The sequence below is a fragment of the Pseudomonas zanjanensis genome (assembly GCF_014268745.2).
Classification (GTDB): Bacteria; Pseudomonadota; Gammaproteobacteria; order Pseudomonadales; family Pseudomonadaceae; genus Aquipseudomonas; species Aquipseudomonas zanjanensis.
The window spans coordinates 1,063,874-1,077,082 of the sequence record NZ_JABWRB020000001.1 but is presented as its reverse complement, the minus strand read 5'-3'; the positions used below and the strand labels follow the sequence as shown (position 1 = coordinate 1,077,082).

General features: G+C 57.5%; 10 protein-coding genes and 3 tRNA genes. 2 read left to right on the top strand and 11 right to left on the bottom strand.

Annotation, left to right across the window (positions count from 1 at the left end; genetic code table 11):
- Nucleotides 1-14: 14 nt before the first annotated feature.
- The 9 genes from HU715_RS04930 to HU715_RS04890 all read right to left on the bottom strand — a co-directional run bounded on the left by HU715_RS04930 (nt 15) and on the right by HU715_RS04890 (nt 9,286).
- On the bottom strand, nt 15-1,886 hold the full coding sequence (locus HU715_RS04930; protein ID WP_186708334.1) for a SurA N-terminal domain-containing protein: 1,872 nt from the start codon (nt 1,884-1,886) through the stop codon (nt 15-17).
- A 224-nt stretch (nt 1,887-2,110) separates the two neighbouring features.
- Entirely contained in the window at nt 2,111-2,383 is a 273-nt protein-coding gene (locus tag HU715_RS04925) for an HU family DNA-binding protein (protein ID WP_002552737.1), read from the bottom strand.
- A 149-nt stretch (nt 2,384-2,532) separates the two neighbouring features.
- Nucleotides 2,533-4,929 (bottom strand): endopeptidase La, encoded by a 2,397-nt coding sequence (lon, locus tag HU715_RS04920; protein WP_014339302.1) that lies wholly within the window; start codon nt 4,927-4,929, stop codon nt 2,533-2,535.
- Nucleotides 4,930-5,090: 161 nt separating this feature from the next.
- Complete coding sequence (gene clpX, locus HU715_RS04915) at nt 5,091-6,374, bottom strand: ATP-dependent Clp protease ATP-binding subunit ClpX (RefSeq protein WP_063322129.1); 1,284 nt, start codon at nt 6,372-6,374, stop codon at nt 5,091-5,093.
- 112 nt (nt 6,375-6,486) lie between these two features.
- Nucleotides 6,487-7,122 carry an ATP-dependent Clp endopeptidase proteolytic subunit ClpP gene (gene clpP, locus HU715_RS04910; RefSeq protein ID WP_186609760.1) on the bottom strand — a complete coding sequence of 212 codons (636 nt, stop codon included), beginning with the start codon at nt 7,120-7,122 and terminating at the stop codon, nt 6,487-6,489.
- A 93-nt stretch (nt 7,123-7,215) separates the two neighbouring features.
- Complete coding sequence (tig, locus tag HU715_RS04905; protein ID WP_122568033.1) at nt 7,216-8,526, bottom strand: trigger factor; 1,311 nt, start codon at nt 8,524-8,526, stop codon at nt 7,216-7,218.
- 423 nt (nt 8,527-8,949) lie between these two features.
- Nucleotides 8,950-9,034 (bottom strand) — tRNA-Leu (locus tag HU715_RS04900).
- 58 nt (nt 9,035-9,092) lie between these two features.
- A tRNA-His gene (locus HU715_RS04895) sits at nt 9,093-9,168 on the bottom strand.
- A gap of 41 nt (nt 9,169-9,209) precedes the next feature.
- Nucleotides 9,210-9,286, bottom strand: a tRNA-Arg gene (locus HU715_RS04890).
- Between the two features lie 281 nt (nt 9,287-9,567).
- Here HU715_RS04890 and folD point away from each other — a divergent pair.
- A complete protein-coding gene (folD, locus tag HU715_RS04885) occupies nt 9,568-10,422 on the top strand; it encodes a bifunctional methylenetetrahydrofolate dehydrogenase/methenyltetrahydrofolate cyclohydrolase FolD (protein ID WP_092326854.1) in 855 nt (284 codons plus the stop codon).
- A gap of 357 nt (nt 10,423-10,779) precedes the next feature.
- Nucleotides 10,780-11,718 (top strand): D-alanyl-D-alanine endopeptidase, encoded by a 939-nt coding sequence (pbpG, locus tag HU715_RS04880; protein ID WP_186708333.1) that lies wholly within the window; start codon nt 10,780-10,782, stop codon nt 11,716-11,718.
- A 331-nt stretch (nt 11,719-12,049) separates the two neighbouring features.
- On the opposite strand, the gene HU715_RS04875 is transcribed toward pbpG, so the two are convergent.
- Nucleotides 12,050-12,244, bottom strand: a complete 195-nt coding sequence (locus HU715_RS04875; RefSeq protein ID WP_186708331.1) for a DUF6021 family protein — start codon at nt 12,242-12,244, stop codon at nt 12,050-12,052.
- Nucleotides 12,245-12,345: 101 nt separating this feature from the next.
- Nucleotides 12,346-13,023 (bottom strand): peptidase C39 family protein, encoded by a 678-nt coding sequence (locus HU715_RS04870; protein ID WP_186708329.1) that lies wholly within the window; start codon nt 13,021-13,023, stop codon nt 12,346-12,348.
- Nucleotides 13,024-13,209: the final 186 nt, after the last annotated feature.

Below are 13,209 nucleotides of genomic sequence, written 5' to 3'. Positions count from 1 at the left end.
GCCTCAACAAGCAATCAGAAACGCTTGATATCTGCCTGACTCTCCAGCTGCTTGCGGTACGCCGCAAAGTCCTGCTGACCCACGCGGGACGCAAGGTAGCGGCGATATTGCGCCTTCTCTTCGTCAGTCGGTGCCGCCGCTTCGTTTACACCGTTCAGACGCACGACCACCAGGCTGCCGTCAGGCAAGGTCACGCTGCTGAAGGTCGGCTTGTCCTTGGACTCAGGCTTGGGCATGCGGAACAGCGCTTGCAGCACCGCCGGGTCGATGCCTTCCTGGTTGCGGGTGACCGCCTCGGTGGCTTTCCAGCCCTGGCCGTCGACCGGTTTGTCCAGCGGTGTCTTGCCATCACGCAGGCTGGCGATCAACTCGTCGGCGCGGGTCTTGGCCGCTGCGCTGGCGTGTTCCTTGGTCAATTGAGCACGAATAGGGCCAGCCACTTTTTCCAGCGGCAGTTGCTCAGGCTTGCGGTGCTCCTTGGCACGCAGGACCACGACGGTTTCCGGGTCCAGCTCGATGGCGGTGCTGTTGGCACCCTCTTCCAGCACTTCCGGGCTGAACGCCGCGGTCACCACCGCGCGATTGGCCGCAATGCCTTCGCCGCCTTCACGACCGAACGGGGCCGATGTGTGGACGGTCAGCTTCAGGTCCTGGGCCGGTTGCGCCAGGTCGGACGCTTCGAACGAGGCATCTTCCAATTGCTTGGTCGCCTCCACGAAACGTTGCTCCACCTGCTGGGTCTTCAGATCGCGGGTCAGTTTGTCCTTGAGGCTGGCAAAGCTCGGCACTTCAGGCGCTTCGACACCCAGCAGCTTGATCAGGTGCAGACCGAAGTCGGTGCGCACCGGTGCCGAGACCTGATCCTTGTTCAAGGCGTACAAGGCCTTTTCGAACTCCGGATCGTAGACGCCTGGGCCGGCATAGCCGAGATCGCCGCCGTTGTTCGCCGAACCCGGATCCTGGGAAAACTCCTTCGCCAGGGCTTCAAACGATTCGCCTTTGGCCAGGCGAGCCTGGACCTCTTCGATCTTCGCCTTGGCCTGGGCTTCGGTGACCTTGTCGTTCACTTCGATCAGGATGTGCGCAGCCCGACGTTGCTCGGACAGATTGGCGATTTCTTTCTGGTAAGCCGCTTGCAGGTCTTCGTCCTTGACGCTGACCTGATCGAAGAAAGAGGCTTTCTTCAGCTCGAGGTAATCGATGACCACCTGGTCAGGCGTCATGAATTCCTTGGCGTGTTGGTCGTAGTAAGCCTTGACCTCATCATCGGTCAGCTTCACCGACGCCGGATCGGCCTTGATGTCCAAGGTGGCGAAATCACGGGTCTGCTTTTCCAAGCGGGCGAATGCCAGCACCTGGGCATCGGTGACGAAACCGCTGCCTGCCAGGCCGGCGCGCAACTGACCGATCAGCATTTCCTGAGCCAGCATCTGGCGGAATTGCATACGGCTGTAACCCAGCTGGCGGATCACTTGATCGAAACGCTCGGCGCTGAACTTGCCATCGACCTGGAACTCAGGCGTTTGCAGGACCACTTGATCGAGCGCAGCTTCGGAGAAAGCGAATTTCGCATCGTGTGCGCCTTGCAGCAGCAACTTGCGATCGATCAGGCCCTTGAGTGCCGAATCGCGCAGCATTTTTTCGTCCAGCAGGGAGGCGTCGAAATCCTTGCCCAACTGTTGCATGAGCTGACGGCGTTGCATGTCGACCGCTTGGCTCAGCTCGTTCTGGCTGATCTCTTCGCCGTTGACCTTGGCCGCTTCATTGGTGTTCGAGGTGGCTTGAAAAATGGCTTCGAAACCGGTCAACGCCATCAATGCGACGATGATCCCGATGATGGTCTTGGCAATCCAGCCTTGTGAATTGTCCCTGATATTCTGCAGCATGCGTCCCCCAGAAACGGTTGAACTTCAAATTTAGGCAACCGTGGAGCGTGGGTAGAATCCGGATAGAAGAAAGGCGCATCCGAGGATGCGCCTTCTCGTAACTGGCGGAGCGGACCGGGCTCGAACCTGCAAGCCCTGGCGTGCCAGACCGGTAGCAACCGGTCGTATTACCGCTCCGCTGCCAAGCCAGGCATGACCCCGACCCGGATAAACTCAACGAAACCTTAGTTAACGGCTTCTTTCAGTGCTTTACCAGCTTTGAAGCCTGGCTTTTTGGCAGCAGCGATTTCCAGCGTCTTACCGGTCTGCGGGTTGCGACCGATACGAGCAGGACGATCGGTCACGGAGAAGGTGCCGAAACCAACCAGAACAACGGAGTCGCCAGCCTTGAGAGCGCCAGTGACGGATTCGATTACAGCGTCCAGCGCACGGCCAGCAGCAGCTTTCGGGATATCAGCGGATGCAGCGATAGCATCAATCAGTTCCGACTTGTTCACTCTAAGTCCCCTTATATCTATTTGAGATGATTCTAAGTTTTTTTGGTGAAAGCAAAAACGAGTGCTGAATGGCCTGCAGACACTTAAGAGCCGCTTTATAACAAGGGCTCTAAAAAACTGTCAAGGAAGGCCCCCCAGGCAAATGCGTATTAATGCGTGCTAATTCTTTCCTTAGAGTCAGACTCTCGCTTCTCTTCCTTCGCGACAATCTCCGGAGCCACATCCGGCAAGGGCTCCGGCGCGTATTGCAGCGCAATTTGCAGGACCTCGTCAATCCATTTAACCGGTTTGATCTGAAGATCTTGCTTGATGTTGTCAGGAATTTCCTTCAGATCGCGGACATTCTCTTCGGGAATGATCACGATCTTGATCCCGCCACGGTGTGCCGCCAGCAGTTTTTCCTTCAATCCACCAATCGCCAGCACTTGACCGCGCAGCGTGATTTCACCCGTCATGGCCACGTCGGCGCGCACCGGAATACCGGTCAAGGCCGAGACCAGGGCCGTGCACATGCCTACACCCGCGCTTGGGCCGTCCTTGGGCGTAGCCCCTTCAGGCATGTGGATGTGCGTGTCGCGCTTCTCATGGAAGTCCAGGGGAATGCCCAGGCTCCGGGCGCGGCTGCGAACCACCGTCAGTGCCGCGGTGATCGACTCGACCATCACGTCGCCCAGGGAACCGGTCTTGATCAGTTGACCCTTGCCCGGTACCACGGCCGCTTCGATGGTCAGCAACTCGCCACCGACCTGAGTCCACGCCAGGCCAGTCACCTGGCCGATCTGGTCCTGCTGCTCGGCCAGGCCGTAGCGGAACTTGCGCACGCCCAGGAAGTGCTCCAGCAGGTCCGCAGTGACCTTGACCGCGAAGCGTTTTTCCAGCGCATGTTCCTTGACCGCCTTGCGGCAAACCTTGGCAATCTGCCGCTCCAGGCCACGCACACCGGCTTCGCGGGTGTAGTAGCGGATGATGTCGCGAATCGCTTCCTCGTCGAATTCCAGCTCGCCTTTTTTCAGGCCATTGGCCTGGATCTGCTTGGGCGAAAGGTACTTCACGGCGATGTTGATCTTCTCGTCCTCGGTGTAGCCCGGCAGACGAATCACCTCCATCCGGTCCAGCAACGCTGGCGGAATGTTCATGGAGTTGGAGGTGCAGAGGAACATCACGTCCGACAGGTCGTAGTCGACCTCCAGGTAGTGATCGTTGAAGTTGTGGTTCTGCTCCGGATCAAGCACTTCGAGCAATGCAGAGGCAGGATCGCCGCGCATGTCGCTGCCCATCTTGTCGATTTCGTCCAGAAGGAACAGCGGATTGCGCACGCCGACCTTTGTCATCTTTTGAATCAATCTTCCCGGCATCGAACCGATGTAGGTACGGCGATGACCACGAATTTCCGCCTCGTCACGCACGCCACCCAAGGCCATGCGCACGAATTTACGGTTGGTCGCGTGGGCAATCGACTCCGCCAGGGAGGTTTTACCCACCCCGGGAGGACCGACCAGGCACAGGACCGGACCGCGAATCTTCTTCACGCGCTTCTGCACGGCGAGGTATTCAAGGATGCGTTCCTTGACCTCTTCCAGACCGTAATGGTCGGCATCGAGGATGTCTTCGGCCCGCGCCAAGTCCAGACGCACCTTGCTCTGGGCTTTCCACGGCACCTGGACCAGCCAGTCGATGTAGGAGCGCACCACGGTGGCTTCGGCAGACATCGGCGACATTTGCTTGAGTTTGTTCAATTCAGCCTGGGCCTTGGCCAAGGCATCCTTGGGCAAGCCGGCGGCATCGATGCGCTTTTTCAGCTCTTCGATTTCGTTGTGACCTTCATCGCCATCACCCAGCTCTTTCTGAATGGCCTTCATCTGCTCATTCAGGTAGTACTCGCGCTGGCTGCGCTCCATCTGCTTCTTGACGCGACCGCGAATGCGTTTTTCAACCTGCAACAGATCGATTTCGCCATCGAGCAATGCGAGCACGTGTTCGACACGGGCCGACAGATCGATGATCTCGAGAATTTCCTGCTTCTGCTCGATCTTGAGGGCCATGTGGGCCGCCATCGTATCGACCAGCCGTCCAGGCTCGTCGATGCTGTTAAGCGACGACAGGACCTCTGCAGGCACCTTCTTGCCCAATTGCACGTATTGTTCGAACTGTGACAGCAGGCTACGGACAAACACCTCTGATTCACGCTCGGGCGCATCGACTTCTTCGATCAGCGACACCTCGGCCCGGCAGTGGCCGTCCACTTCGCTGAAACGTTCGACAGTACCGCGCTGCTCGCCTTCGACCAGGACCTTGACGGTACCATCGGGCAACTTGAGCAACTGCAGAACCGTTGCAATCGTACCTACGCGATAAAGTGCGTCTTCGCCGGGATCATCGTCGGCTGGATTTCTCTGAGCCAGCAGCAGAATCTGCTTGTCACCCGTCATCGCAGCCTCAAGGGCTTCGATGGACTTCTCGCGCCCCACGAACAGCGGGATAACCATGTGCGGATACACCACGACATCGCGCAATGGCAGGAGAGGCAATTCGATGGTTGTCTTCATGATTTCGCCTCTACGGCGGCCCTAGGGCCGGAAACAGATGGAAGTAAGCTTGAAACCAAGATGGGGGCAGCCTTGAAAAAAAACAAGCGCTAAGACACGTCTAAAACGCGCTAAAAGCAAAGGGGCCCGAAGGCCCCTTCTTTATTCCGGCAGCGGGACGCTTAAGCGTCCGGTGCGGCCTTGGCAGCCGGCTCATTGTTTTCATAGATATACAATGGCTTGGACTTGCCTTCTATAACGCTTTCGTCGATCACGACTTTACTCACCTCGGACTGCGAGGGGATTTCATACATCGTGTCGAGCAATACGCCTTCGAGAATCGAGCGCAACCCACGGGCACCGGTCTTACGCTCCAGGGCACGTTTGGCGACCGATTTCAGCGCGTCGGAACGGAACTCCAGGTCTACACCTTCCATTTCGAACAGCTTGGCATACTGCTTGGTCAGGGCGTTCTTCGGCTCGGTCAGAATCTGCATCAACGCCGCTTCATCCAACTCATCCAGCGTTGCCAGGACCGGCAGACGACCGACGAATTCCGGGATCAGACCGAACTTGACCAAATCGTCAGGCTCGACTTCACGCAGGGACTCACCCACCTTCTTGCCTTCTTCCTTGCTGCGCACTTCGGCGTTGAAACCAATGCCGCCACGGGTGGAACGGTTCTGAATAACCTTTTCCAGGCCGGAAAACGCACCGCCGCAGATGAACAGGATGTTACGGGTATCAACTTGCAGGAATTCCTGCTGCGGATGCTTGCGACCACCTTGGGGTGGAACGGAAGCGACCGTGCCTTCGATCAACTTGAGCAAGGCCTGCTGCACGCCTTCACCGGAAACGTCCCGGGTGATGGACGGGTTGTCGGACTTGCGGGAAATCTTGTCGATTTCGTCGATGTAGACAATACCCATCTGGGCCTTTTCCACATCGTAGTCGCACTTCTGCAACAACTTCTGAATGATGTTCTCGACGTCTTCACCGACATAACCCGCCTCGGTGAGGGTGGTTGCATCGGCGATGGTGAACGGAACGTTCAGCAAGCGGGCCAGGGTTTCGGCAAGCAGGGTCTTACCCGAGCCTGTCGGGCCGATCAGCAAGATGTTGCTCTTGCCGAGTTCGACCTCGTCATTCTTTTTGTCACGCTGGTTCAGGCGCTTGTAGTGGTTGTACACCGCTACGGCCAGTACCTTTTTCGCACGTTCCTGACCAATCACATACTGATCAAGGATGCCGCTGATTTCTTTAGGCGAAGGCAATTTATGCGCGCTGCTCTCGGCCTGGGCTTCCTGCACCTCCTCGCGGATGATGTCATTGCACAGGTCGACGCACTCGTCGCAAATGAAGACCGAGGGGCCGGCAATCAATTTGCGCACTTCATGCTGGCTTTTGCCACAGAAGGAGCAATAAAGCAGTTTGCCGTTGTCCTCGCCGTTGCGGGTGTCAGTCATTCGATCGATCCAAATCCGATAGGCTTGCAACACAAGATGAAGGCAATTGCGGGCTTTTTCAAGCCCGCAGGTGATCGGACCTGCCGATCAACCTCATTTTGAGCTGCTTATTTTAAGCGGGGCGCTGGCTGATCACTTCATCGATCAGACCATATTCACGTGCGGCTTCAGCGCTCATGAAATTATCGCGATTGGTATCGCGCTCGATTTCTTCAAGCGTGCGCCCGCTGTGCTTGGCCATCAAGGTGTTGAGGCGCTCGCGGATGAAGAGGATTTCCTTGGCATGGATTTCGATATCCGATGCCTGGCCCTGGAAACCGCCCAGTGGCTGGTGAATCATCACGCGCGAGTTCGGCAGGCAGTAACGCTTGCCATGGGCACCAGCAGTCAGCAAAAACGCGCCCATGCTGCACGCCTGGCCGATACAGGTCGTCGAAACGTTAGGCTTGATGAACTGCATGGTGTCGTAGATCGACATGCCCGCCGTCACCGAACCGCCCGGGGAGTTGATATAGAGATGGATGTCTTTGTCCGGGTTTTCGGCTTCAAGGAACAACAGTTGCGCACAGATCAGGTTGGCCATGTAGTCCTCTACCGGGCCCACCAGAAAGATGACGCGTTCCTTGAGCAGACGCGAGTAGATGTCATAGGCACGTTCGCCACGGGCGGACTGCTCGATAACCATCGGGACCAGGCCGCCTGCGGCCTGGATGTCAGAGCTCTGCTGATAAAAAGAATTGCGGGACATGTCTCGCAGTCACTCCCAAATAGTTATGTCTTGAATACGCATAAGCCAGCACGAAGGCTGGCTTATGGGTGTTTATTTCTTACCGCAGAACCATCAATCGGCTTGTGGAGCTTCCACCGGCTTGACCGCTTCTTCGTAAGAGACCGCTTTATCGGTCACGCTAGCTTTCTGCAGAACAGTATCCACAACTTGTTCTTCCAGCACAACCGAACGGACTTCGTTCAGTTGCTGGTCGTTCTTGTAGTACCAGGACACGACTTGCTCAGGCTCCTGGTAGGCCGAGGCCATTTCCTGGATCAGCTCGCGAACACGGGCTTCGTCAGGCTTGAGTTCGAACTGCTTGACCACTTCGGCGACGATCAGGCCCAGCACGACGCGGCGCTTGGCTTGCTCTTCGAACAGCTCGGCAGGCAGTTGGTCCGGCTTGATGTTGCCGCCGAACTGCTGAACAGCCTGCACGCGCAGACGGTTCACTTCGTTGTCCAGCAGGGCCTTTGGCACTTCGATCGGGTTGGAAGCCAGCAGACCGTCCATGACCTGGTTCTTGACCTTGGACTTGATGGCCTGGCGCAGTTCACGCTCCATGTTCTTGCGAACTTCGGCGCGGAAACCTTCCAGACCGGTTTCCTTGATGCCGAACTGGGCGAAGAACTCTTCGTTCAGCTCAGGCAGTTTCGGCTCGGAAACGCTGTTGACGGTCACGGTGAACTCGGCGGCTTTGCCAGCCAAGTCCAGGTTCTGGTAGTCCTCAGGGAAGGTCACGTTCAGCACGCGCTCTTCACCGGCCTTGGCGCCAACCAGGCCATCTTCGAAGCCAGGGATCATGCGACCGGAGCCCAGTACCAGCTGGGTAGCCTTGGCGGAACCGCCAGCGAACACTTCACCGTCGACCTTGCCGACGAAATCGATGTTCAGTTGGTCTTCGTTCTGGGCAGCACGCTCGGTCACTTCGAAACGGGTGTTCTGCTTGCGCAGGATGTCCAGCATCTTGTCCAGGTCGGCATCCGACACATCAGCGCTCAGGCGCTCGACGGCGATGGATTCGAAACCGGCAACCGTGAACTCAGGGAACACTTCGAAAGTAGCGACGAATTCCAGGTCCTTGCCTTTTTCCAGCACTTTAGGCTCGACGGACGGAGCGCCGGCCGGGTTCAGCTTCTGCTCGACGACCGCTTCGTAGAACGAAGACTGGATCACGTCGCCCACGGCTTCCTGACGCGCATCAGCTTCGTAACGCTGACGGATCACGCTCATTGGCACTTTGCCTGGGCGGAAACCTGGGATTTTGGCCTTTTGGGCAGTCTGCTGCAGACGCTTGTTGACCTGAGTCTCGATGCGCTCAGCCGGCACGGTGATGCTCATGCGGCGCTCAAGAGCAGAAGTATTTTCAACAGAAACTTGCATGGATATTCCTCGTTGCACAGACGTTGGCCGGGCGTTTCCGACCCCAGAATCAAGGGCATGCATTCTAGTAGGTCAAACTCAAGAAGTCACCCTACTGAAAACGCGCTGGAAACAGGCGCCGGATTTAGGAAGGGACAAACGGTCATGCCCCACCCGGATTGCAAATACAGTCGATTCAGTCCAAGGCTCTGCGCCAGCGCTTCTATATATAGAAGCGGCGTGTCCGATCGCGCAGCGCCCCGCCCCACAAGGAGACCGACGGGCATGCTACGCATCATCACGAAACACATTCGCGACAAGCCGTCCGCTGCGCTCAACCGCAAAAAATAGCGCCGACGCCAGACACAGAACCACCGAAAACAAAAACGGCGCAGCCCTTTTCAGGTACTGCGCCGTTTTCTGCTATTTAAATAGCGACTTGTATGGTGCGGACGGAGAGACTCGAACTCTCACACCTTGCGGCGCTGGAACCTAAATCCAGTGTGTCTACCAATTCCACCACATCCGCGTATCAAGCTTTTAAAGCAAAGGCGCCAGATTGTTAGATCTGGCGCCTTTCTAGAATATGGGGTGGACGATGGGGATCGAACCCACGACAACGGGAGTCACAATCCCGTGCTCTACCAACTGAGCTACGCCCACCATATTGCCTTGTTGCCTTACTTGTGCCAAAGCTGCCTAATTGGCGCACCCGGCAGGACTCGAACCTGCGACCATCCGCTTAGAAGGCGGATGCTCTATCCAGCTGAGCTACGGGCGCCTTTTTAATCTGTATTCTTGGACGATTACAAACTAAGTGCTTTCAGTTTTGCCGAGTTGAAACAACCAACTCCGCTCGACCTTCTTAACCAGTGCTAGGCTGTGCCCGACAAGTGCGACGAATGTTATAGACGGCCTGATAGGTCGTCAACTCTTTTTTAAAAAAAATTCATTTAATTAAAGGGGTTAGGGGAATTTGCAGACCAAGCGCCTTTGCCCTCACGCCCCGGCGTGCGAGAATGCGCTCTCTTTTTTTCCCCTCTCGATGGTTAACCACGCGCAATGACTGCACAACTTATCGACGGCAAATCGATCGCCGCCAGCCTGCGCCAGCAGATCGCCCAACGAGTCACCGAGCGCCGCCAGCAAGGCCTGCGCACGCCCGGCCTTGCGGTGATCCTGGTCGGCAGCGATCCTGCCTCTCAGGTTTATGTCTCGCACAAGCGTAAAGACTGTGAAGAGGTCGGCTTCCTTTCCCAGGCCTACGACCTGCCTTCCGAAACCACCCAGCAAGCGTTGGCCGATCTGATCGATCGCCTGAACGACGATCCGAACATCGACGGTGTTCTGCTCCAGTTGCCGCTGCCTGAACACCTCGACGCCTCCAAGCTGCTGGAGCGTATCCGTCCAGACAAAGACGTCGACGGCTTCCATCCTTATAACGTCGGCCGCCTGGCCCAGCGTATCCCACTGCTTCGCCCCTGCACCCCCAAGGGCATCATGACCTTGCTGGAAAGCACTGGCGTGGACCTGTATGGCCTTGATGCCGTGGTGGTGGGTGCGTCCAACATCGTTGGTCGCCCGATGGCCATGGAGTTGCTGCTGGCCGGCTGCACCGTGACCGTGACCCATCGCTTCACCAAGGACCTGGCCGGCCATGTCGGCCGTGCCGACCTGGTGGTAGTGGCCGCCGGCAAACCCGGCCTGGTCAGGGGTGAGTGGATCAAGGAAGGCGCCATCGTCATCGACGTGGGCATCAATCGCCAGGAAGATGGCAAGCTGGTGGGCGATGTGGTCTACGAGACCGCCCTGCCCCGCGCTGGCTGGATCACCCCGGTACCCGGCGGCGTAGGCCCGATGACCCGCGCCTGCCTGTTGGAAAACACGTTGTACGCGGCCGAGACGCTGCATAGCTGACATATCGCTTCAATCCAGCCATAAACCCTGTGGGAGCGAGCCTGCTCGCGATAGCTTGGGATCAGCCAATATCAATGTTGGCTGAAACTCCGCTATCGCGAGCAGGCTCGCTCCCACAAGCGTTTTTGTCGCCTGCCCCTTATCGACAGGCGTTGGCCTGTGCCGCGATTCCCTCGATCGCGCAAACTACGAATTTTTCAGATTCGATTCGCCAGAATCCCCCTTCATTAAACTTTATTTATTCACAACCCCTGGCGGTACAGGCATATAGCGCTGCTGTCGCCCATACTCCTAGAATGCGACGTTTTTTTTAAGTCGTTGCTCAACGGCACCTTCAACTCCATCGAGTCTACTCGCGTGAAAATCCATCTTTCGATCATCAGCCTGTTCATCGCTTTCACAGGCAGCTTTATCACGCAAAACGTCGTTGCACAGGAAACCATCGCGGCCCCTCGGGACACGACCAAGCTGCAAGTCGCCTCGGGCAGCGCGATGTTGCTGGACTTGCAGACGGATAAAGTCGTTTATTCGAGCAACCCCGACGTGGTGGTGCCGATCGCTTCGGTGACCAAGTTGATGACCGGTCTGATCGTGCTGGATGCCAAACAGAACCTGGATGAATACATTTCCATCACCATCGCCAACACCCCAGAGATGAAGGGGGTGTTTTCGCGGGTCAAGCTCAACAGCGAACTGTCACGCCGGGACGTTTTGCTGATCGCCCTGATGTCTTCGGAAAACCGCGCCGCCGCCAGCCTCGCCCACCACTATCCGGGCGGCTATGCGGCGTTCATTGCCGCCATGAACGCCAAGGCCAAGGCGTTGGGCATGACCAGCACGCATTACGTCGAGCCGACGGGCCTGTCGATCAACAACGTCTCCACTGCCAGGGACCTGACCAAGTTGCTGATCGCCGCCCGCAAGTACCCGCTGCTGAGCGAATTGAGTACGACCAAGGAGAAGACCGTTACCTTCCGCAAGCCCGTGTATAGCCTGGGGTTTCGCAATACCGACCATTTGGTTCACAAGGCCAATTGGGATATCCAGTTGACCAAGACCGGCTTTACCAACCAAGCCGGCCACTGCCTGGTGCTGGTAACTAAGATGGGCAATCGCCCGATGGCGCTGGTGATCCTCGACGCCTTTGGCAAGTACACGCACTTCGCCGATGCCAGCCGGATTCGTAGCTGGGTGGAAACCGGAAAAAGCGCCGCCGTGCCGGCGGTGGCCCTGCAATACAAGGCCGCCAAGAATCTCAAGAGCCGCCAGAGTGGGGTGGTGGAAGCCTCCAAGTAATCCACGAATCTAAAAAGCTCCGATTCGTCGTAATGCCCAACCTCATCGCGAGCAAGCTCGCTCCCACAGATGACCTTGGGTGTTCACAAGTTTTGTGTTCACTGAAGATCCAATGTGGGAGCGGGCTTGCTCGCGATAGCGGTGGCTCAGCCACATAGATGCCGGCATGTGCCCCGCTCCTGCTCTTGCTTTGGATCCTGATCTGGACGCTCTTCCAATAGTGACCCGCTGTAAGAGCGGAACCACCAGTAGCCGTTACCGCTGAAACGGATCTACACACCAAACTACGCGTCCATGAACAGCATTACCCAACTCGCTGGGACCTTTTAATCTATGGCTTCAAGTCACCCAGCGGATCATAAGGTTCAGGCTTTCGCTCATCCTTTTTATCCAGCGGCGCCTTGGCCGGCCCGACCGGATCGACCTGGGGATCCTCAAGGTCCGGCGAGTCCGGATCGAACCCCAAATCATCACCACTGGAATGCTCGGATGAATGTGGCCCCGTAGGTGTTTTCGACTGTGCCATGCGTGCCTCCTCCTATCACGGTCGGAAAAATGCCCAACCCTGACGATAAGAGCCTCAGCCCTGCCCGGTCGTGCCCGGCAAGTGACGAACGGGATGAACGATCAATGCGCGGCGCTGAGCGCCTTGGTGGCCCGCGCCGCCGCTTGCTCCTGCCCTGCCCCGGCCAGATCGGCCGCCGCTTTCAACCAACGCTGTGAGTCGACATTGGCTGGAAGCTGCGTAGGGCGCTGAACCAGCACCGCCCAGCCACCCGCGCTCTGGAAGGCCGATTCGAAAGCACTGAAACTCATCAACTGCCGACGATTCATGCCTGCACGCAACAACACCGTCTGCTTCTGGCGGTTGTAGCCGGCGAGAATCCCATACCGAGGCGCGGCCCAAAACGCCGAACCATCGACATAGCGCACCAGCACTGGATAACCCGCCGCGACCTGCTCCAACAGCGCGGGCAGCCTGGCGTCGAGGGGATACACCAGCAGCCCGTACTCGCGCGCCAGTGTTTGCATATTTTTCTGCAAATGGGCTTCGCCACCGGGTAGGTGCAAGGGTTTTTCCAACAGCCCCGGGGTGATCACGGTGCCTTGCAACGTCAGCAAGGCGGCCAGGGATTGCGGGGCGCCCTGGTGCATTTCGCCACGATAGAACGGCACGCTGTTGAGCTCTACCCGTTCCGGCAGGCGCTGGATCTGCGGCGATACGCTGCCCGCGCAACCCGCCAGGGCGACGAGGCAGGACACCGCCAGTACCAATGATCGAAACGATGGAATGACTGGCGACATGATGACTCTCTTGTTCAGGTACCCGGCATCCGGGCCAGGCGTGGGTCGACGATCATAAGGTGCGCACAGCCCTGGGTATAGCCATAACCATCGTTTTAAAAGGGCGCTAGAACGAACCGATCCATACCCCAGCGCCATACATCGACAAGCTGCAACACTTGAGCGACTAGACTGTCCATTGTACTG

Excerpts from the sequence above, each read along its gene's own strand:
- HU715_RS04875 (WP_186708331.1), bottom strand. The coding sequence starts at position 12,244 with ATGGCACAGTCGAAAACACCTACGGGGCCACATTCATCCGAGCATTCC.
- tig (WP_122568033.1), bottom strand. The coding sequence starts at position 8,526 with ATGCAAGTTTCTGTTGAAAATACTTCTGCTCTTGAGCGCCGCATGAGC.
- lon (WP_014339302.1), bottom strand. The coding sequence starts at position 4,929 with ATGAAGACAACCATCGAATTGCCTCTCCTGCCATTGCGCGATGTCGTG.
- HU715_RS04930 (WP_186708334.1), bottom strand. The coding sequence starts at position 1,886 with ATGCTGCAGAATATCAGGGACAATTCACAAGGCTGGATTGCCAAGACC.
- clpP (WP_186609760.1), bottom strand. The coding sequence starts at position 7,122 with ATGTCCCGCAATTCTTTTTATCAGCAGAGCTCTGACATCCAGGCCGCA.
- folD (WP_092326854.1), top strand. The coding sequence starts at position 9,568 with ATGACTGCACAACTTATCGACGGCAAATCGATCGCCGCCAGCCTGCGC.
- HU715_RS04870 (WP_186708329.1), bottom strand. The coding sequence starts at position 13,023 with ATGTCGCCAGTCATTCCATCGTTTCGATCATTGGTACTGGCGGTGTCC.
- clpX (WP_063322129.1), bottom strand. The coding sequence starts at position 6,374 with ATGACTGACACCCGCAACGGCGAGGACAACGGCAAACTGCTTTATTGC.